This window comes from Advenella kashmirensis W13003 (assembly GCF_000506985.1).
Classification (GTDB): Bacteria; Pseudomonadota; Gammaproteobacteria; order Burkholderiales; family Burkholderiaceae_B; genus Advenella; species Advenella kashmirensis_A.
In genome coordinates this window covers 1,990,209-2,008,091 of sequence record NZ_KI650979.1, presented here as the reverse complement: position 1 = coordinate 2,008,091, position 17,883 = coordinate 1,990,209, and the positions used below count along the sequence as shown (strand labels likewise).

23 protein-coding genes are annotated in these 17,883 nt (G+C 56.5%); 2 read left to right on the top strand and 21 right to left on the bottom strand.

Translation table 11 applies throughout. The features are described 5' to 3' along the window. Positions 1 to 113: 113 nt before the first annotated feature. The 5 genes from W822_RS33140 to petA all read right to left on the bottom strand — a co-directional run bounded on the left by W822_RS33140 (position 114) and on the right by petA (position 4,287). Positions 114 to 539: a ClpXP protease specificity-enhancing factor gene (locus W822_RS33140; RefSeq protein WP_024004923.1), complete on the bottom strand. Its 426-nt coding sequence runs from the start codon at positions 537 to 539 to the stop codon at positions 114 to 116. A gap of 44 nt (positions 540 to 583) precedes the next feature. Then, positions 584 to 1,195, bottom strand: a complete 612-nt coding sequence (locus W822_RS33135) for a glutathione S-transferase N-terminal domain-containing protein (protein WP_014749335.1) — start codon at positions 1,193 to 1,195, stop codon at positions 584 to 586. A 139-nt stretch (positions 1,196 to 1,334) separates the two neighbouring features. Further along, a complete protein-coding gene (locus tag W822_RS33130; protein WP_024004922.1) occupies positions 1,335 to 2,186 on the bottom strand; it encodes a cytochrome c1 in 852 nt (283 codons plus the stop codon). Between the two features lie 22 nt (positions 2,187 to 2,208). Further along, on the bottom strand, positions 2,209 to 3,594 hold the full coding sequence (locus W822_RS33125) for a cytochrome b (RefSeq protein WP_024004921.1): 1,386 nt from the start codon (positions 3,592 to 3,594) through the stop codon (positions 2,209 to 2,211). Between the two features lie 51 nt (positions 3,595 to 3,645). Then, on the bottom strand, positions 3,646 to 4,287 hold the full coding sequence (gene petA / locus W822_RS33120; protein WP_024004920.1) for a ubiquinol-cytochrome c reductase iron-sulfur subunit: 642 nt from the start codon (positions 4,285 to 4,287) through the stop codon (positions 3,646 to 3,648). 120 nt (positions 4,288 to 4,407) lie between these two features. Between petA and mscL the strand changes: the two genes are divergently transcribed. Beyond that, complete coding sequence (gene mscL / locus W822_RS33115) at positions 4,408 to 4,863, top strand: large conductance mechanosensitive channel protein MscL (RefSeq protein ID WP_024004919.1); 456 nt, start codon at positions 4,408 to 4,410, stop codon at positions 4,861 to 4,863. A 148-nt stretch (positions 4,864 to 5,011) separates the two neighbouring features. Here the strand turns inward: mscL and W822_RS33110 are convergent, their stop codons facing one another. After that, positions 5,012 to 5,797, bottom strand: a complete 786-nt coding sequence (locus tag W822_RS33110; protein ID WP_024004918.1) for a Nif3-like dinuclear metal center hexameric protein — start codon at positions 5,795 to 5,797, stop codon at positions 5,012 to 5,014. 11 nt (positions 5,798 to 5,808) lie between these two features. Here W822_RS33110 and W822_RS33105 point away from each other — a divergent pair, with 11 nt between their 5' ends. Continuing rightward, a complete protein-coding gene (locus W822_RS33105) occupies positions 5,809 to 6,960 on the top strand; it encodes a S1C family serine protease (protein ID WP_024004917.1) in 1,152 nt (383 codons plus the stop codon). Positions 6,961 to 7,226: 266 nt separating this feature from the next. Here W822_RS33105 and tatC read toward each other — a convergent pair whose 3' ends face one another. From tatC to W822_RS33030, 15 genes are all read right to left on the bottom strand, one after another. Then, entirely contained in the window at positions 7,227 to 8,012 is a 786-nt protein-coding gene (gene tatC / locus W822_RS33100) for a twin-arginine translocase subunit TatC (RefSeq protein WP_024004916.1), read from the bottom strand. Beyond that, the gene (tatB, locus tag W822_RS33095) at positions 8,012 to 8,596 is read right to left on the bottom strand and encodes a Sec-independent protein translocase protein TatB (protein WP_024004915.1); all 585 of its coding nucleotides are present in this window, start codon (positions 8,594 to 8,596) and stop codon (positions 8,012 to 8,014) included. The genes tatC and tatB overlap by 1 nt, the downstream gene beginning before the upstream one ends. Before the next feature lie 67 nt (positions 8,597 to 8,663). Further along, positions 8,664 to 8,942, bottom strand: coding sequence for a Sec-independent protein translocase subunit TatA (gene tatA / locus W822_RS33090; protein ID WP_024004914.1), 279 nt, complete (start codon positions 8,940 to 8,942; stop codon positions 8,664 to 8,666). A gap of 90 nt (positions 8,943 to 9,032) precedes the next feature. After that, the gene (locus W822_RS33085) at positions 9,033 to 9,419 is read right to left on the bottom strand and encodes a phosphoribosyl-ATP diphosphatase (protein WP_024004913.1); all 387 of its coding nucleotides are present in this window, start codon (positions 9,417 to 9,419) and stop codon (positions 9,033 to 9,035) included. Then, complete coding sequence (hisI, locus tag W822_RS33080) at positions 9,416 to 9,808, bottom strand: phosphoribosyl-AMP cyclohydrolase (RefSeq protein ID WP_024004912.1); 393 nt, start codon at positions 9,806 to 9,808, stop codon at positions 9,416 to 9,418. Before hisI ends, W822_RS33085 begins: the two co-directional genes overlap by 4 nt. Beyond that, positions 9,805 to 10,608, bottom strand: coding sequence for an imidazole glycerol phosphate synthase subunit HisF (gene hisF / locus W822_RS33075; RefSeq protein WP_024004911.1), 804 nt, complete (start codon positions 10,606 to 10,608; stop codon positions 9,805 to 9,807). Before hisF ends, hisI begins: the two co-directional genes overlap by 4 nt. Next, positions 10,605 to 11,357, bottom strand: coding sequence for a 1-(5-phosphoribosyl)-5-[(5-phosphoribosylamino)methylideneamino]imidazole-4-carboxamide isomerase (gene hisA, locus W822_RS33070; RefSeq protein ID WP_024004910.1), 753 nt, complete (start codon positions 11,355 to 11,357; stop codon positions 10,605 to 10,607). The genes hisF and hisA overlap by 4 nt, the downstream gene beginning before the upstream one ends. A 96-nt stretch (positions 11,358 to 11,453) precedes the next feature. Continuing rightward, the gene (hisH, locus tag W822_RS33065; RefSeq protein WP_024004909.1) at positions 11,454 to 12,137 is read right to left on the bottom strand and encodes an imidazole glycerol phosphate synthase subunit HisH; all 684 of its coding nucleotides are present in this window, start codon (positions 12,135 to 12,137) and stop codon (positions 11,454 to 11,456) included. Between the two features lie 16 nt (positions 12,138 to 12,153). Then, entirely contained in the window at positions 12,154 to 12,741 is a 588-nt protein-coding gene (gene hisB / locus W822_RS33060; protein ID WP_024004908.1) for an imidazoleglycerol-phosphate dehydratase HisB, read from the bottom strand. Positions 12,742 to 12,750: 9 nt separating this feature from the next. After that, positions 12,751 to 14,061, bottom strand: a complete 1,311-nt coding sequence (hisD, locus tag W822_RS33055) for a histidinol dehydrogenase (protein ID WP_024004907.1) — start codon at positions 14,059 to 14,061, stop codon at positions 12,751 to 12,753. A 9-nt stretch (positions 14,062 to 14,070) separates the two neighbouring features. Then, on the bottom strand, positions 14,071 to 14,739 hold the full coding sequence (gene hisG / locus W822_RS33050) for an ATP phosphoribosyltransferase (protein WP_024004906.1): 669 nt from the start codon (positions 14,737 to 14,739) through the stop codon (positions 14,071 to 14,073). 5 nt (positions 14,740 to 14,744) lie between these two features. Next, positions 14,745 to 16,001 (bottom strand): UDP-N-acetylglucosamine 1-carboxyvinyltransferase, encoded by a 1,257-nt coding sequence (murA, locus tag W822_RS33045; protein WP_024004905.1) that lies wholly within the window; start codon positions 15,999 to 16,001, stop codon positions 14,745 to 14,747. Further along, positions 15,994 to 16,236 carry a BolA family protein gene (locus W822_RS33040; RefSeq protein WP_024004904.1) on the bottom strand — a complete coding sequence of 81 codons (243 nt, stop codon included), beginning with the start codon at positions 16,234 to 16,236 and terminating at the stop codon, positions 15,994 to 15,996. Before W822_RS33040 ends, murA begins: the two co-directional genes overlap by 8 nt. Positions 16,237 to 16,238: 2 nt before the next feature. Next, positions 16,239 to 17,024: an ABC transporter permease gene (locus W822_RS33035; protein WP_031242565.1), complete on the bottom strand. Its 786-nt coding sequence runs from the start codon at positions 17,022 to 17,024 to the stop codon at positions 16,239 to 16,241. After that, complete coding sequence (locus tag W822_RS33030; protein WP_024004902.1) at positions 17,024 to 17,821, bottom strand: ABC transporter ATP-binding protein; 798 nt, start codon at positions 17,819 to 17,821, stop codon at positions 17,024 to 17,026. The genes W822_RS33035 and W822_RS33030 overlap by 1 nt, the downstream gene beginning before the upstream one ends. Between the last annotated feature and the right edge of the window lie 62 nt (positions 17,822 to 17,883).

The following is a 17,883-nucleotide window of genomic DNA, read 5'->3' as shown; positions in this document are numbered from 1 at the left end:
CATCGGAGGTCTTCAGGCAGCGTCCAGACAAGAAAAAGGGGCAGACAAGTCCGGCGCCCCTATTTCTGCACTGCTATTTCTGCACTGCCATCGTTGCTACTATTTCGCGACTGCTACTTCACCACCTTCAGCCAGGGTGCTTTTTCCTTTGGCCCGGGCGGTGGCGGGTCGTCGTCAGGCGCAGGCCCATCATGAGCATCTGCAGCAGCGCTGTCGGCCAGATCATATTCTTCGACTTCGAACTGCATCCCTTCCTGGGTCTCACGGGCGTAAATTGCCTCGACCCGGGCTACCGGCACGGAAATCTGACGAGACACCCCGCCAAATCGCGCCTGGAACTCGATCCAGTCATTGCCCATGACCAGCCGATTGGTCGCCATGGCGCCCACGTTCAACGTAATGCGCTCATCGCGAACGAACTCACGGGGAATCTGGCAGGCGGCATCTACATGAACGACCAGGTGAGGGGTGTAACCGGCATCGGTACACCACTCATGCCAGGCACGCAACAGATACGGTTTGGTAGATGGCTTTTCCATTCACTTTCCTTTTGACTGTGGCGATGCTGTTACCCGGTCGCGCATCAGCGGCGCATAACCTTTTCAGATGGCGTCAATGCCTCGATATAAGCCGGACGCGAGAAGATGCGTTCGGCGTATTTCTGGATCGGCGCTGCGTTTTTGGGCAACTCAATACCGTAATGATCCAGACGCCACAGCAGCGGCGCCATCGTCACGTCAAGCATGGAGAACTCTTCGCCCAGCATGTAGCGGTTCTTGATCAGCAACGGCGCCAGTTGCGACAGACGATCGCGGATCATGCGACGGGCATTTTCCAGCTTCTTCTCGTCGGAGCGGGCAGAACGATCTTCCAGCACGCCCACGTGCACAAACAGCTCTTTCTCGAAATTGTGCAGGAACAGGCGGGTACGGGCGCGCATGACCGGATCGGCCGGCATCAGTTGCGGATGCGGGAAACGCTCATCAATGTACTCATTGATAATATTGGATTCGTACAGAATCAGGTCGCGCTCAACCAGGATGGGCACGCGACCGTAGGGGTTCATGACCGAGATATCCTCGGGCTTGTTGAACAGGTCAATATCACGAACCTCAAAGTCCATGCCCTTTTCGTACAGAACGAAACGGCAGCGTTGAGAAAATGGACACGTGGTTCCAGAATAAAGCACCATCATGGCGTGCAGTCTCCCGCAAAAAAATATAAAAAGAAAAGGTCAGTGCCATCATACAACAAGCACTGACCCGAATCACAGTGGTTCTGATATCGGCAGCAAAGGGAACGCTTCGGGGCGGTCCGTCTGCTGCCGGTAACGCTTACTTGACGTGTTTCCAGTAAGACGCGTTCAGCCTCCAGGCTACGACAAAAAACAGCCCGAGGAACAGCAGAACCCAGACACCCAGCTTCTTGCGAAGCAGTTGTTCAGGTTCTGACATCCACCCCAGAAACGCAGTCAGGTCGGCAACGTCATTATCGTATTCGGCCTGATTGGCCGGATTCAGATAGGCCAATGTCGAGTGAGACGATGCGCTGCCATGGTACTCAGGCAGTGGCTCTTCGCTGACAACAGACTTGAAGCCTTCGGAGTCCACTTTCGTGGTGATTTTGTGCCATTCCTGCTTGCCGTCTTTTTCAACCGGGTGGATATCGACGGTGGTCAGCTCGCGCGGACCTTGCAGCGTCCAGAGAGCGTGCGGCATACCGACGTTCGGGAACACCAGGTTATTCCAGCCCAGCGGACGGGAAGTATCACGATAGAAGGTACGCAGGTACGTATAGATATAGTCTGTACCATTCATACCCATGTTTTCCGCCTTGGCACGCGCGATGACTGACAGATCGGGCGGCGCTGCACCAAACCAGGCCTTGGCATCGGCAGGACTCATGGCAACATGCATGAGCTCGCCGACCTTGTCGCCTGTAAACAGGAGGTTTTCCTTGATCTGCTCTTCGGTCAGGCCCAGTTCCGTGAGCTTGTTGTAGCGCATGGAACTGGCACTGTGACAGTTCAGACAGTAGTTGACGAAAAGCTTCGCACCATTTTGCAGTGAAGCCAGATGATTGACACGGTCGGGCGCACGATCCCACTCCATGCCGCCTTCGGCGGCCAGGACAGGAGTGGCAAACGTGACGGCCAGTAACAATGCGCCTAATAACTTTTTAAACATGTTCGTTCCTGTATTTTTCAACTTAGTGGGGATGGAAGGTCACACGATCGGGGACTTTCTTGAACGTGCCCAGCCGGCTCCAGATTGGCATGAACAGGAAGAAAGCCAAGTAAATCAGTGTACCCACTTGAGAAATAATATTCAGAACAGGACTTGGCGCTTTGGTACCAATGATACCCAGGATCACGAAGTCGATCAGGAATACGGCATATACCAGCTTGTGCCAGTCCGGACGATAGCGGATGGACTTGACCGGTGACTGATCGAGCCACGGCAGGAAACCCAGAATGACCACGGTACCGCCCATGATGACCACACCCCAGAACTTGGCATCGTAGACACGCAGGGCAACAGCAAGCAGCACCAGGATAACAGGGAAAATGATTTTCCAGATGCCTTTCAGATTCTTGCTGAACAACAGGCCGACCGCAAAAATGAGCGCCAGGGCAACCAAGACCCAGGTGAACTCGTCGGTCGTGGCGCGCAGCATGGAATAGAACGGCGTGAAATACCAGACAGGCGCAATGTGCGGCGGTGTTTTGAATGCATCAGCCGGCACGAAGTTGTTCGCTTCCAGGAAGTAACCACCCATGGTCGGCGCAAAGAACATGATTGCGGCAAACACGATAAGGAAACCGACCACGCCCATTAGGTCGTGCACGGAATAGTAAGGATGGAACGGAATGCCGTCCAGCGGACGACCGTTGGCGTCTTTCTTTTCCTTGATCTCGACACCGTCGGGGTTGTTCGATCCGACTTCATGCAGCGCAATCAGGTGAGCGGCGACCAGGCCGATCAGCACCAGCGGGATGGCGATCACGTGGAAAGCGAAAAAGCGGTTGAGCGTTGCGTCAGAGACAACGAAATCGCCACGAATCCAGATAGACAGGTCAGGACCGACATAAGGAATGGCTGAGAACAGGTTCACAATAACCTGGGCACCCCAGAACGACATTTGACCCCATGGCAGCAGATAGCCGAAGAAGGCTTCCGCCATCAGACAGAGGAAAATGGCCACGCCGAAGATCCAGACCAGCTCGCGTGGCTTGCGGTATGAACCATAGAACAGGCCACGCAACATGTGCAGGTAGACCACCACGAAGAACATGGAGGCGCCGGTCGAGTGCATATAGCGGATAATCCAGCCATAAGGCACTTCGCGCATGATGTATTCAACCGATGCAAACGCCAGCGCGGCATCGGGCTTATAGTGCATGACCATGAAAATACCGGTCACAATCTGAATGACCAGTACCAGCAATGCCAATGAACCGAAGAAATACCAGAAGTTGAAGTTCTTGGGTGCGTAATATTCGGACAGATGGGCCTTCCACAGAGTTGTCAGTGGGAAGCGTCGATCCACCCAACCCAACAATCCTGTCGTTTCTACAACTTTTTCGCCAGCCATTTTACAGGGCTCCTTTTCTAACTAGGCAAGAGATCAGACGGATCATTTGGATCAGCCTTCCGCTTTTTCCAGGCCAACCATAACGGTGTTATCGTCGACGAAGTAATAAGGGGGAATGAGAAGATTGTCAGGCGCGGGCTGATTCTTGAATACCCGGCCGGCCAGATCAAAATGGGAACCATGGCAGGGGCACAGAAAGCCGCCTTCCCAGTCGGAGCCCATGCCCTCGGAACCGCCGATGGCGAAACGGGGCGAAGGAGAACAGCCTAAGTGAGTACAGATACCAACACAGATGAACCATTCAGGTTTGCGTGAACGGCCTTCGTTCTTGGCAAAATCAGGAGTATAGTCAGGACGTTCGGATTTGGGGTCAGCCAGATGCGAGTCATTTTTGGTCAGGCCGTCGATCATGGCCTGTGTGCGATGAATAACCCAAACCGGTTTACCCTGCCACTCTGCGGTGATCATGGTACCTGGTGCGATACCGTTGAGGGAAATTTCGACGGGAGCCCCCGCTGCCTTGGCCCGATCGGACGGGTTCATTGACGCAACAAACGGAACGGCAGTTGCCACTCCAGCTACACCACCCACTGCACAGGCTGTACCCAGCCACATGCGTCTTTGCGGATCAGAAGGCAGCACCGCTGGTGATGCCGGCTCCTGATTGTCATACTGTATTGAATCCTGACTCATTATCCATCCTTGTTGATACACTCAAGGTACTAAAATTTACTATATTTTATGTGTACATAATTTGGCAACCGTTTATTATATACCGGTGCCCGTGCCGGGCGTGGAAAAAAGGACGTAATCATGAGTAAAGGTTTTATAAACGAGTTCAAAGAGTTTGCAATCAAAGGTAACATGATTGATCTGGCCGTTGGTGTCATTATTGGCGCGGCGTTCGGGAAAATTATTGACTCCATCGTCAAAGACGTGATCATGCCTATAGTCAATTTCATCCTGGGAGGGTCCGTCGATTTTGCCAATAAATTCATCGTATTGTCTGAACCGGACGGCTATGCAGGCCCCCGCACTTACGAAGCCATGAGCAAAGCCGGTGCCAACCTGCTTGCCTACGGCAACTTCCTCACGATCTTCATCAATTTTCTTCTGCTGGCGCTGGTCATCTTCTGCCTGGTCAAGGCGATCTCCAAAGCACGCGCTACGTTTGAAAAAGAAAAAGAGCAAGCCGCCGAGGCCGATCCTGCCGACGTCGCCCTGCTCAGGGAAATCCGCGATCTGCTGCGCCAGAAACCAACGGTTTGATGTCTCCCTTGCCGGCCGCCTGCAGCCGTCGGTCCGCTATGACATGGTAAAAAAACAACATCCGCCGATGCCGATGTTGTTTTTTTTTGCCATCGCCAGGAAAAAGCGCGACATCCTGCCGCCAATGACGCAGCAAGGCAGGCGAGACCTATACCGGATTGTCGATATCCACAAACTCCACATTCACACCGAACTGCTGCGCGATGGCTTCGCCCAGGGCCTGCACGCCGTAGCGTTCAGTCGCATGATGACCTGCGCCCACATAGGCGACGCCCGATTCCACCGCCTGATGGTAGACCTGCTCGGACGCCTCGCCGGTCAGGTAAACATCAACGCCACGGTCAATGGCTTCTTCGAACATGCCCTGTGCGCCACCAGTACACCAGGCAATACGCCTTAAGGGCCGGTCCGTGTTGCCAATAAGCAACGGCTTGCGCCCCATCACCGCTTCGATTGTATGGCCCAGATCGGACAGTGTCTGCACTTGCGGCGGCAATTGCCCGGACCAGATCAGACCGCCCCTGCCGAACACGGATGGCAGGCCGCTGCCATCGTCGACACGATCGGGGACCAGGCCCAGGACCCTTGCCAGTTGAGCATTGTTGCCCCATTGCGGGTGCGCATCCAGCGGCAGATGATAGCCAATCACGTTCAATCCGTGTCTTATTGCCAACGCCACCCGTTCGAATTTGCTGCCGACAATACAGGGGTTTTCACCCTTCCAGAACCATCCGTGATGAACCAGCACCGCGTCGGCGTCCCGCTCTGCGGCGATTTCCAGCAAGCGTGCCGATGCCGTCACACCTGTAATCACCTTTTTTATTTCCGGCTTCCCCTGCAGCTGCAGCCCGTTTGGTGCATAATCCTGAAAGAGGGCTGGTTTTAATTGCAGGTCAAGCCAGCTCAGCAAATCCTGTACAAGAATCTTATTCACCACGTCTTCCTATGTATCGTTTCTGGTTACTGTTATCTCAGGCAGTTACTGTCTGCCTGGCGCTGGTATTTACTATTACAACATTGCGCCCGGGCTGGCTGACGCCCGCCACCAGGAATGATGGCCGCGTCGCGCCCGTCACCACATCGGTGACGGCCAGCGACAGCCTAAGCTTTGCTGCCGCTGTCGCGGCGGCTACCCCATCGGTCGTGAATATTTACACAACCAAGAATATCGAATCGCCGTTCAAGAACCTGCCCGATGTGCCCGCGCTCAAGCCGTTCATCAAGGATAACAAGGATCAGAACACAATGGGGCCCACCAACCTGGGTTCGGGTGTGATTGCCTCGGACAAAGGGTATATCCTGACCAACTATCATGTCATTGAGGCGGCCGACTCCATTGAAATAGGCCTGTCTGACGGGCGCAAGGCCCCCGCCAAGCTGATTGGCTCCGACCCCGATACCGATCTGGCCGTCCTGAAAGCGGAGCTGCCTGACCTGCCGGTCATTCATTACAACGCTGGAAATACACCGCGCATCGGCGACATTGTCCTGGCCATCGGCAATCCCTTCGGCGTGGGCCAGACCACCACCATGGGCATTGTCTCAGCGCTGGGACGCACCGGATTGGGCATCAACACCTATGAGAATTTTATCCAGACCGATGCCGCCATTAACCCGGGCAATTCGGGTGGTGCATTGATCAATTCGCGCGGTGACCTGATCGGTATCAACACCGCTATTTACACCGAATCGGCCGATGGCGGCTCCCTGGGTATCGGCTTTGCCACGCCCGCCGATACCGCCATGCGCATCATGAACGAAATCATCAAGACCGGCAGCGTCTCGCGTGGCTGGCTGGGGATTGAACCACAGGATATCACCACCGACCTGGCCCGGGCCTTCAATCTGAAAAACACCAACGGCGTGATCATTGCCACACTGGCTCCGAACGGGCCGGCCGGACAGGCGGGTCTGCTGGTCGGTGACATCCTGCTCTCGGCCAATGGCGAGGATATCGCCGGCACCGATCATTTGCTGAATAAAATTGCCGAATTTGCGCCGCAGTCCAAAGTGACCTTCACCGTCCTGCGCGGCGGCAAGACTCACGACTTTATTGTGACTCTGGGAAAACGTCCGCAACAGACACGTACCAACTGAGTGGGCACATCAACAATAATGACACGCCTGCCCGTTGTCTTGTCCTATCCTGACCCAACATGGCCTGACTTGGGTTAGGTCGGTCGGCGTGATGCGATGCGGTGTGATGTGGTGTGGTGTAGCTGGCACAAAACAACGGATGAGCACTGAAAAAGATGCCCGCCGCAGCCGGACATCAGCACAGCGACCTGCAAAGGTCGACCCGCCCTGTTTTAATCTTCCGGCTCCATGGCTCGTCCTGCTCCAGATTGTGCACCTTCAGAAAATTATTCCTGCGGCTCTTCCCGGTCCAGATTACGCACCTTCACAAAACGCGCGGCAAACAGGCCCAATTCAAACAACAGGCAGAGAGGAATGGCCAGCAGCAGCTGGGACATGACGTCGGGAGGCGTGACGATCGCCGCCACCACAAAGGCCCCCACAATCACGTAGCCGCGCATCGCCTTGAGTTTATCTGCGGCAACAATGCCGGTGCTGACAAGCACCACCACAACGATAGGTACCTCAAAGGTCACGCCAAATGCCAGGAACATGGTCATGACAAAGCCCAGGTAGGCTTCGATATCCGGTGCAAAATTAATAGACTCGGGCGAAACCATCGCGATGAAATGGAAAACCGTATGGAAAACGACGTAATAGCAAAAGGCCATGCCAAAGAAAAACAGCAGCGTACTGGAGAGCACCAGCGGCATGGCCAGCTGTTTTTCGTGACGATACAAGCCCGGTGCAATGAACGCCCACGCCTGATACAGCACATAAGGCAAACCGATCATAAAGGCCAGCAATAGCGTGACCTTCAGCGGCACCAGGAACGGCGTAATCACCCCAGTTGCAATCATCCGGTTGCCAGCAGGCAGCGAGTCGATCATCGGCTTTGCGACAAAATCATAAACCGCCCCGGTGCCAGGGTAAATGCACAGCACGGCAAAAATCGCGATCACGCACAACAGCGCCTTGATCAGGCGGGAACGCAGCTCAATCAAATGAGAAAAGAAACTGTCCTCGGGCAGGCTTTCCTGCTCGTGATCGGGAGGAAGAATGGGATTGGCCATCAGCTGTGATTATCAGAACGGGTAGGAACAGATGCTGGGCGATCAGTCTCGGCAGGTTTCGCAGCGGGACCCCCGGCAAGGCTCGAAGCAGACTCGGCTGATTTCGGAGCCGATTCTGTGGGCTGCGAAACAGATTCTGCAGGCGGCAGATCAGGCTCAGCCGGTTTCACTGTCGGTTTTGGGTCAGCTTCTGCTGGTGTCGAACCAGCCTCTGCAGCTGCCGGCACTTGCACGGCATCCGGCTGTGAAGTCGCCGTTTCGCCGCTGACGCTGTCGCGCACAGACTGGCCGGTTCGCTCCAGATCATCCCGAAGCGCATTGACGGGGTTGCGCAAGGCGCTCGCCGTATCTTCCACAGACGACTTGACGTCGCTGACGGCCGATTGCATTTCGTCTTTTATTTTTGCAATTTCCTGGATATCCATTTCACGCTGTATGTCGCTTTTAACGTCACTGACATAGCGCTGCGCCCGGCCAACCAGATGACCCAGCGTACGGGCGACCGTCGGCAGGCGTTCGGGACCGATCACAATCAGCCCCACCACACCAATGATGAACAGCTCTCCGAAACTTAGACCAAACATGCTTGCAACTTTTCAAGAAAATCGGCGGAACAGGCCACAGGCTGTCCCAACCGGAGGCACGCCAGGGTTACTCGGATTTGTCGCGCGCCTGGACGTCAATCGTGTCCTGATCAGGACGAACGACCGTGTCGGGACGTGTGGGATTCGGAGTGTCGGCGACTTTGCGGTTAAGCGGATCCTGCTCTTTGGAAGCGTCGACCTCTTCATTGGCATCCTTGATGCCTTTTTTAAACCCTTTGACGGCGCCACCCAGATCTTCACCCACGTTGCGCAGCTTTTTGGTACCGAAAATGAGGGCAATGATGACCAGTACGATCAACCAGTGCCAGATACTTAAACTGCCCATGTTTTACTCCTGAAATCAGTTTGCGTGAATACGCATACTATACCAATTAATTGATGATTCAATAGGGAAATATCATGACTATGATATCAGTCATGCCTTGTGAGCGGAGGTCGTGTCATTTTCGGGCGGTCTGGCGGCTTTTTCTTCAAGACCCGACAACCCTTCGCGACGCGCCAGTTCAGCCAGAACGGCCTCCGGACGCAAACCATAATGGGTCAGTGTGACAAGGCAATGAAACCACAAGTCTGCTGTTTCAGAGACAATGCGTTCGGGCACGCCATCTTTGGCGGCCATCACCAGTTCTGTCGCTTCTTCGCCGATTTTTTTCAAAAAGGCATCAGGCCCGCGCGCCAGCAATTTGGCCGTGTATGACGATTGCGGATCACCGCCGGCCGCCGGTGTGCGTGTTTCCAGCACATCGGCAAGACGCGCCAGAATGGTGGCCGATGACCGTTCGGGTGACGTATCCTGTGTCATTTGTACATGGTCTCCGGATCTTTCAGGACCGCATCGGTCACTTTCCATTCGGCCAGCCCGTCTGCCTGCGCCAATTCCCGAAAAAAACAGCTTTCACGTCCGGTATGGCAGGCTACACCACCAGCCTGCTCGACAGTCAGCAGGATCACATCGCCATCGCAATCGAGCCGTACCGCGCTCACCTGCTGGGTGTTGCCCGACTCTTCGCCCTTGCGCCACAGGCGCTTGCGCGAACGGGACCAGTAAACGGCCCTGTGCGTATCAACGGTTTCCTGCAGCGCCTCGCGGTTCATCCAGGCAACCATCAGGATACGGCCGCTTTGCCCATCCTGCGCGATCGCCGGGACCAGACCGTCCGCGTCAAATACCACTTCGTCTATCCAGTTCATTGTGTATTCCTGACCTGTATGCCGTGCTCAGCCATATAGGCTTTGGCCTGCGCGATACTGTAGTCGCCATAATGGAAAATGCTGGCGGCCAGTACCGCACTGGCGCGCCCTTCGTTGACGCCGTCGCACAAATGCTGCAGATTGCCCACCCCGCCGGAGGCGATCACGGGCACGGCCACGGCATCGGAAATGGTGCGAGTCAGCTGCAGGTCGAACCCGGCCTGCGTGCCGTCCTGGTCCATGCTGGTAATCAGAAGTTCGCCGGCGCCATAACGGGCCATGCGCACGGCCCAGGCCACCGCATCAATGCCGGTTGGCTTGCGTCCGCCGTGAGTAAAAACCTCCCAGCGCAGCGCCTCTCCGGGCGCCGAAACGCGCCGTGCATCAACCGCCACCACGATACACTGCGAGCCATAATAATCGGCACAGGCGCGCACCAGCTCGGGCTCGTTCACCGCGGCGCTATTGATGGAGACCTTGTCGGCTCCTGCATTCAGGAGGCGCTGCACATCAGCCAGGGCGCGAACACCGCCGCCCACCGTAAGCGGAATGAATACTTCGGAAGCAACCTGTTCAATCATCGATAGCGTCAAATCTTTGCCATCGCTGGTCGCCGTGATATCCAGAAAAGTGAGTTCATCGGCTCCCTGTTCGTTGTAACGCCGGGCGATTTCCACCGGATCGCCGGCATCGCGCAACTCGACAAAATTGACACCCTTGACTACGCGACCCGCAGTCACATCAAGGCAGGGGATGACCCGGGTGGTCAGGGTGTGTACGGGCGCCGTTGATTGCGTCACTCCTCGTCGTCCCCGTTCAGTTCGTCTGCCAGATCCTGTGCTGACTGAAAGTCCAGCGTGCCTTCGTAAATGCTGCGTCCCAGAATAACGCCTTCAACGCCTTCCTGCTCGACCGCACACAAGGCTTCGATATCACCCAGATTGGTGACGCCGCCCGAGGCAATGACCGGAATTTTCACGTGTTGCGCCAGTCGTACGGTCGCTTCGACGTTAACGCCGGTCAGCATGCCATCGCGCCCGATATCGGTATAAATAATGGATTCGACGCCGTAGTCTTCAAATTTGCGCCCCAGGTCCAGCACGTCATGCCGGGTCAGCTTGCTCCAGCCATCGGTGGCGACTTTGCCGTCTTTGGCGTCCAGGCCGACGATGATATTGCCGGGAAAAGCACTGCAGGCGTCCTGCAGAAAACCGGGGTCCTTGACGGCTGCTGTTCCGATAATAATGTACTCAATGCCGAAATCCAGATAACGTTCGATAGTGTCCAGGTCACGGATGCCACCGCCGATCTGTACCGGAATGTCGTCGCCGACCGCCCGTACAATCGCTTTTATCACGTCTTCGTTTTTGGGTTTGCCGGCAACCGCGCCGTTCAGATCGACCAGATGCAGTCGCCTGGCGCCCTGATCAAACCATTGCTCCGCAACAGTGACCGGATCTTCGGAAAAAATGGTGGCGTCCTTCAAATCGCCCTGGCGCAGGCGGACACAGCGTCCGTCCTTTAAATCAATGGCTGGTATGAGCAGCATAACGGTCAGATTATCAAAATAAAAATTGCATTAATATTGAAACATTGAACGCGCTGGCGTGCTTTCAATGTTCACCCAACTGCCAAGACCTTGTGGTCAGATATTCCAGTTTACAAAATTCCGGTAAAGACGCAAGCCGATTTCAGCACTTTTCTCCGGATGAAACTGTACCGCAAAGATATTTTCGCGCGCAACCGCACAGGTAAAGTTGACGCCGTACAGGGTTTCCCCGACCGACAACGTCGCGTCCATCGGCTCCACATAGTAACTATGCACGAAATAAAAATACGCATTATCGGGAATACCCTCCCATAACGCGTGCGGCCGGGCCTGCTTGACGCGGCTCCAGCCCATATGTGGCACTTTGAGTGGTCGCGCCTCGTGCTGCACAACGGCCATCGCCGTATCGGACTGCTCCTGCAGGTTCACGGCAAATTGCGGACCGGCAAATTTGCGCACCGTGCCAGGGAAAATACCCAGGCACGGCACATCGCCTTCTTCACTGCGCTGCATCAGCATCTGTTCGCCCACGCACACGCCCAGCAGAGGTTTGCTGTCTGCGGCGCGCAGCACCGCCTCCAGCAGACCCGAGCGCTGCAGATTGCGCATGCAATCGGGCATCGCGCCCTGGCCGGGGAAAACGATACGGTCGGCTTTTTCAATTGCCGCGACATCGGAAGCCAGATAAACATCGGCCTCGCCGGCCGCATGACGCAATGCACGTTCTACCGAATGCAGATTCCCCATTCCGTAATCGACAATGGCAATTTTGCTGCTCATAAACGCATTCCAGGCATTACAGCACGCCTTTGGTAGAAGGAATCATGCCTTCGCTGCGTGGATCAAGGGTAAGCGCCATGCGCAACGCCCGTCCGAAGGCCTTGAAAACCGTTTCGGCCTGGTGGTGCGAATTGGTGCCACGTAAATTATCGATATGCAGTGTGACCAGCGCATGGTTGACGAATCCCTGGAAAAACTCCTGGGTCAGATCTACGTCAAAACGCCCGACATGTGAACGCGTAAATGGGATATGATATTCCAGGCCGGGACGACCGGAAAAATCAATGACGACGCGCGACAGGGCTTCGTCCAGCGGGACATAGGAATGCCCGTAGCGGGTAATGCCCTTTTTGTCGCCGACGGCCTTGGCGATGGCCTGCCCCAGCGCGATGCCTACATCTTCCACCGTATGATGGTCATCAATGTGCACGTCGCCATCACATTTGACATCAAGATCAATCAGGCCGTGACGCGCAATCTGGTCAATCATATGGTCCAGAAACGGTACACCGGTATCAATGGACTGTTTGCCAGTGCCATCCAGGTTCAGGGAAACCGCAATACGGGTTTCGTTGGTATTTCGGGTAATGTCAGCGGTTCGCATAGCTCGTTGTCAGGTCTTGGAGTTCAGGCGGTAACGCGCACTTTGTGCGTGCGCCGGAAGGCCTTCGCCATCCGCCAGTTCGGCAGCAATCGCCCCTAGTGTAATCGCTCCTGCACGGGACACCTGGATAATACTGCTGCGTTTCTGAAAATCGTAAACACCAAGCGGTGAGGAAAAACGGGCCGTGCGCGCCGTCGGCAGCACATGATTGGGCCCGGCGCAATAGTCACCCAGTGCCTCGGAGGAAAAACGCCCCAGGAAAATCGCCCCGGCATGCCGGATTTGCGCAGCCAGTTCGGAGGCGTTTTCAGTTGAAATTTCCAGATGCTCGGGTGCAATATCGTTGGCAATGGCGACCGCTTCATCCAGATCACGTACATGGATCAGCGCACCGCGATCGGCCAGACTCTTTCTGAGAATGTCGGCGCGCGGCATGGTCGGCAGCAGGCGCTCGATCGAGGCTTGTACCTGCTCCAGAAAATCCGCATCGGGACACAGCAGAATAGCCTGGGCCAGTTCGTCGTGTTCGGCCTGTGAAAACAGGTCCATGGCAATCCAGTCGGCTGGCGTTGAGCCATCACAGATGATCAGAATTTCACTGGGGCCGGCCACCATATCGATACCGACCGTACCGAAGACCCTGCGCTTGGCCGCAGCCACATAGGCATTGCCAGGCCCGACAATTTTATCGACGGCGGCGATGCTCTCAGTGCCATAGGCCAGCGCACCCACCGCCTGCGCGCCACCGATCGCCACCACGCGATCAACACCGGCGACAGCCGCAGCGGCCAGTACCAAAGGATTGCGTACGCCGTCGGGCGTGGGTGTCACCATGATGACTTCGGCCACGCCAGCCACTTTGGCCGGAATCGCGTTCATCAGCACGGACGACGGATAGGCCGCCTTGCCGCCCGGCACGTACAGGCCCACGCGATCCATGGGGGTGATTTTCTGACCCAGCACTGTGCCGTCAGCCTCTTCGTATTGCCAGGATTCGGTACGCTGCCGCTCATGGTAGATGCGCACGCGATGGGCGGCGGCCTCCAGGGCAGTGCGGCGTGCAGGCTCCAATGCCGACAGCGCAGCCGCGCATTCGTCAGGCGTGATCTCCAGGTCCTGCATGGTGGCCGCCTGCAAACGATCAAATTCGGCGGTGTATTCAAGTACGGCCGCATCGCCGCGCTCGCGCACGTTCTGCAGAATCCCGGCCACAGCCTGCTCAATATGCGCATCCTCGCCGGCCTCGAAGGCCAGCAGCCGGCGCAGCGTCGCGGGGAACCCGTCGTCGCGGGCGTCCAGTCGGTTAATGACAGGTTTCATGGTGTGAATTTATTCCTGCGTGGGCGTCGCACGCTCAAAGGCATCCAGGATGGGTTGCAGTACAGCGGCACGCGTCTTGAGTGCTGCCTGGTTGACAATCAGCCGGGAAGACACAGGCATCACGTCTTCGACCGGTACCAGGCCATTGGCACGCAGGGTACCGCCGGTTGAAACCACATCGACGATGGCATCGGCCAGCCCCACCAGCGGTGCCAGCTCCATGGAGCCATAAAGCTTAATGATATCAACATAGACACCCTTGCGGGCAAAATGCTCGCGCGCCACATTGACGTACTTGGTCGCCACGCGCAAACGCGCGCCCTGGCGCACGGCGGCTTCGTAATCAAAACCATCGCGAACCGCCACGGCCAGACGACAGCGGGCGATATTCAGATCGATAGGCTGATAGAGGCCGCCGGGATGCTCCTTGCCATATTCGTACAGCACATCCTTGCCGGCGATACCGAAATCAGCCGCCCCGTATTGGACATACGTAGGCACATCCGATGCGCGCACGATCAGGATCCGCAAATCATCGCGGCTGGTGGGCAAAATGAGCTTGCGCGACTGTTCTGGATGCTCGGTCACGACGATGCCGGCCTGCTCCAGCAGCGGCAGCGTTTCTTCAAAAATACGCCCCTTGGACAGGGCCATCGTCAATTGAGTCGTCTGTGTCATATGTATCAGCTCCGCAGTCGCTGAATATCGGCGCCGACCGCCTGCAGCTTGTCTTCCATTTTTTCGTAACCGCGATCCAGATGATAGATCCGGTCGATGAGTGTTTCGCCCTTGGCCGCCAGGCCGGCAATGACAAGGCTGGCCGAGGCCCGCAAGTCGGTCGCCATGACCTGGGCACCCATCAGTTGCTCGACGCCGTTGACGACCGCCGTATGGCCGTCAAGTTCGATATCGGCGCCCATCCGCATTAATTCGGGAACGTGCATGTAGCGGTTTTCGAAGATATTTTCTGCAACGACGGCCGTGCCTTCGGCAACAGTATTCATGGCCAGCAGCTGAGCCTGCATGTCTGTCGGAAATCCGGGGTATTCGCGGGTCCGGAAACCCACTGCCCGGGGCCGACCCTGCATGGAGGCGCGGATCCAGTCGGCGCCGGTCTCGATCGTCAGGCCGGCATCGATCAGTTTGTCGAGGGTGGCGCCCATGGTATCAGGTGCCGCATTACGCAGCATGATGTCGCCGCCCGTGGCGCCCACAGCGCACAGGAAAGAACCGGCTTCGATCCGATCCGGCACCACCGTGTAATCGGTACCATGCAGGCTGTCCACACCATCGATAATAATACGATCCGTGCCATGACCGGATATGCGGGCGCCCATGGAAATCAGCATTTCGGCCAGATCCACCACCTCGGGTTCGCGGGCGGCATTTTCCAGCACCGTCTGTCCCTTGGCCAGCGCCGCAGCCATCAGGAACTGTTCGGTTCCGCCTACCGTCACCATATCGGTCACAATGGGCGCTCCCTGCAGGCGCGTGGCATTGGCCACGACAAACCCATGTTCCACCGTGATCTCTGCGCCCAGCGCCGTCAGACCCTTGATATGCTGATCCACCGGCCGCTGTCCAATGGAGCATCCGCCCGGCAGACTGACCTTGGCCTGACCGAAGCGGGTCAGCAACGGTCCCAGCACAAGAATGGACGCCCTCATGGTCTTGACCAGTTCATAGGACGCTTCCAGATTGGTGATCTGATCCGCCTGCAAATGGACAACGCCGCCCTCTTCCTGCCGGGTTTTGACACCCAGGTCGGCAAGCAGGCGCAGCGTAGTGCTGATGTCATTCAGTTGCGGGACATTGCGCAGGGTCACCGGATCGCTGGTCAGCAGTGCGGCGCACAGAATCGGCAATGCCGCATTCTTGGCGCCTGACACGGTAATCTCCCCGTTCAGGCGGCGCCCGCCGATGATTTTCAGTTTATCCATGCTTGCGGTACTCGTCGGGTGTCAGTGTCTTCATGGAAAGCGCGTGAATTTCCTCTTTCATCCGGTCGCCCAGCGCCGCGTAAACCACCTGATGCCGGGCAATCAGGCGTTTGCCTTCGAACGCGGCGCTGACAATCAGCGCCTCGAAATGCGAGCCGTCGCCGCTTACTTCGATATGCTCACAAGGCAGGTGCGATTCGATATAGTCCTGAATCTGTTGAGGAGTAGGTAACATAGTTATGTCCGGAGTTTATATCCCCGCGACAGCAACCGCAGGGCACAGGCAGAGAGCAACACAAAAAACGCCGCAACCACGGCAACACTGTGCCAGGGCGAGACATCCGATACTTCGAAAAAGCCGTAACGGAATCCGTCAATCATATAGAAAACGGGGTTCCAATGCGAGACCGATTGCCAGAAAGCCGGCAATGAATGAATGGAGTAGAACACGCCAGACAAAAACGTAGCGGGCATGATCAGGAAATTCTGGAAGGCCGCCAGCTGGTCGAACTTTTCCGACCACAGACCGGCAATAATGCCCAGCACCGCCAGGATGCAACAGGACAGCACCGCGAATACCAGCACCCACAGCACACTGGCCGGCCACATGGGCACGAAAAACGAGGCCACGATCCAGATACCCAATCCGACGCACAAGCCTCGCAGCACGGCGGCAATCACATAGGCCGCAAAAAATTCGTAATGGGACAGGGGCGGCAGCAATACAAACACCAGATTACCGGTGATGCGGCTTTGTATGAGTGACGACGAGGGATTGGCGAACGCGTTCTGCAGCATGCTCATCATCATGAGCCCCGGAATCAGAAACGCGGTGTACGGAACCGCATCGTACATTCTGACGCGATCTTCCAGCACATGCGCAAAGACGAGCAGGTACAGCATGGCCGTGATGACGGGCGCAGCCACCGTCTGGGCAGCGACCTTCCAGAAGCGCAACAGTTCCTTGTACAGCAGGGTCGGAAAGCCCGAACCGAATTTGATGTCTTTTTGCAGGGCGTTCATTATGCAGCAACCTCCTGCAGGCCATTGTGCATGATGTGCACAAATGCCTCTTCCAGGTCCTGTCCGCCTACGCGGGCCATAAGCGCCTGCGTGGTATCCAGGGCGATAATCTGGCCGCGCTTGAGCAGCGCGATCCGGTTGCACAGGGCCTCGGCCTCTTCCAGATAGTGGGTCGTCAGCATGATCGTGTGGCCGCTTTTGTTCAGGCGCACAATAAAGTCCCACAAGCTGCGACGCAAGTCTACATCAACGCCCGCAGTGGGTTCGTCCAGAATGATGACGGGCGGCCGATGCACCAGCGCCTGGGCCACCAGTACCCGGCGTTTCATACCGCCGGACAGGGCCCGCATATTGGCGTCGGCCTTATCGGACAGGCCCAGATTGAACAGAATTTCGTCGATCCAGTCGTCGTTACGGTGAATACCGAAGTAACCCGATTGAATTCTGAGGGTCTCACGGACCGTGAAAAACGGGTCGTAGACCAGTTCCTGCGGCACAACGCCCAGCGAACGGCGCGCCTCTTTGTACTGGGTAGCGACATCGAAACCGCAAATACTGGCTGTGCCCTGGGTAGGCCGAGACAACCCGGCCAGCAGGGAAATCAGTGTAGTCTTGCCGGCGCCGTTGGGACCGAGCAGGCCGAAGAACTCGCCTTCCTGCACGGTGAAACTGACATCGTTGAGCGCCCGGAACGGCTCGCGCGCTGCAGGGGCCCGCGATGGCAGAAAACGCCGCCAGCCGGCGCTGTGGGCACTGTGATAGACTTTGGAGAGATGTTGGACGTGGACGGCTGACATGAATATAAAAAAATGCTTGCTTCACCAATGAAGCAAGCATTTGATTATAGCCCAAACACCTG

Bases quoted from the DNA above. Each gene is read 5' to 3' on its own strand.
- W822_RS33140 (WP_024004923.1), bottom strand. From the start codon at position 539: ATGGAAAAGCCATCTACCAAACCGTATCTGTTGCGTGCCTGGCATGAG.
- W822_RS33135 (WP_014749335.1), bottom strand. From the start codon at position 1,195: ATGATGGTGCTTTATTCTGGAACCACGTGTCCATTTTCTCAACGCTGC.
- W822_RS33130 (WP_024004922.1), bottom strand. From the start codon at position 2,186: ATGTTTAAAAAGTTATTAGGCGCATTGTTACTGGCCGTCACGTTTGCC.
- W822_RS33125 (WP_024004921.1), bottom strand. From the start codon at position 3,594: ATGGCTGGCGAAAAAGTTGTAGAAACGACAGGATTGTTGGGTTGGGTG.
- petA (WP_024004920.1), bottom strand. From the start codon at position 4,287: ATGAGTCAGGATTCAATACAGTATGACAATCAGGAGCCGGCATCACCA.
- mscL (WP_024004919.1), top strand. From the start codon at position 4,408: ATGAGTAAAGGTTTTATAAACGAGTTCAAAGAGTTTGCAATCAAAGGT.
- W822_RS33105 (WP_024004917.1), top strand. From the start codon at position 5,809: ATGTATCGTTTCTGGTTACTGTTATCTCAGGCAGTTACTGTCTGCCTG.
- tatC (WP_024004916.1), bottom strand. From the start codon at position 8,012: ATGGCCAATCCCATTCTTCCTCCCGATCACGAGCAGGAAAGCCTGCCC.
- tatB (WP_024004915.1), bottom strand. From the start codon at position 8,596: ATGTTTGGTCTAAGTTTCGGAGAGCTGTTCATCATTGGTGTGGTGGGG.
- tatA (WP_024004914.1), bottom strand. From the start codon at position 8,942: ATGGGCAGTTTAAGTATCTGGCACTGGTTGATCGTACTGGTCATCATT.
- W822_RS33085 (WP_024004913.1), bottom strand. From the start codon at position 9,419: ATGACACAGGATACGTCACCCGAACGGTCATCGGCCACCATTCTGGCG.
- hisI (WP_024004912.1), bottom strand. From the start codon at position 9,808: ATGAACTGGATAGACGAAGTGGTATTTGACGCGGACGGTCTGGTCCCG.
- hisA (WP_024004910.1), bottom strand. From the start codon at position 11,357: ATGCTGCTCATACCAGCCATTGATTTAAAGGACGGACGCTGTGTCCGC.
- hisH (WP_024004909.1), bottom strand. From the start codon at position 12,137: ATGAGCAGCAAAATTGCCATTGTCGATTACGGAATGGGGAATCTGCAT.
- hisB (WP_024004908.1), bottom strand. From the start codon at position 12,741: ATGCGAACCGCTGACATTACCCGAAATACCAACGAAACCCGTATTGCG.
- hisD (WP_024004907.1), bottom strand. From the start codon at position 14,061: ATGAAACCTGTCATTAACCGACTGGACGCCCGCGACGACGGGTTCCCC.
- hisG (WP_024004906.1), bottom strand. From the start codon at position 14,739: ATGACACAGACGACTCAATTGACGATGGCCCTGTCCAAGGGGCGTATT.
- murA (WP_024004905.1), bottom strand. From the start codon at position 16,001: ATGGATAAACTGAAAATCATCGGCGGGCGCCGCCTGAACGGGGAGATT.
- W822_RS33040 (WP_024004904.1), bottom strand. From the start codon at position 16,236: ATGTTACCTACTCCTCAACAGATTCAGGACTATATCGAATCGCACCTG.
- W822_RS33035 (WP_031242565.1), bottom strand. From the start codon at position 17,024: ATGAACGCCCTGCAAAAAGACATCAAATTCGGTTCGGGCTTTCCGACC.
- W822_RS33030 (WP_024004902.1), bottom strand. From the start codon at position 17,821: ATGTCAGCCGTCCACGTCCAACATCTCTCCAAAGTCTATCACAGTGCC.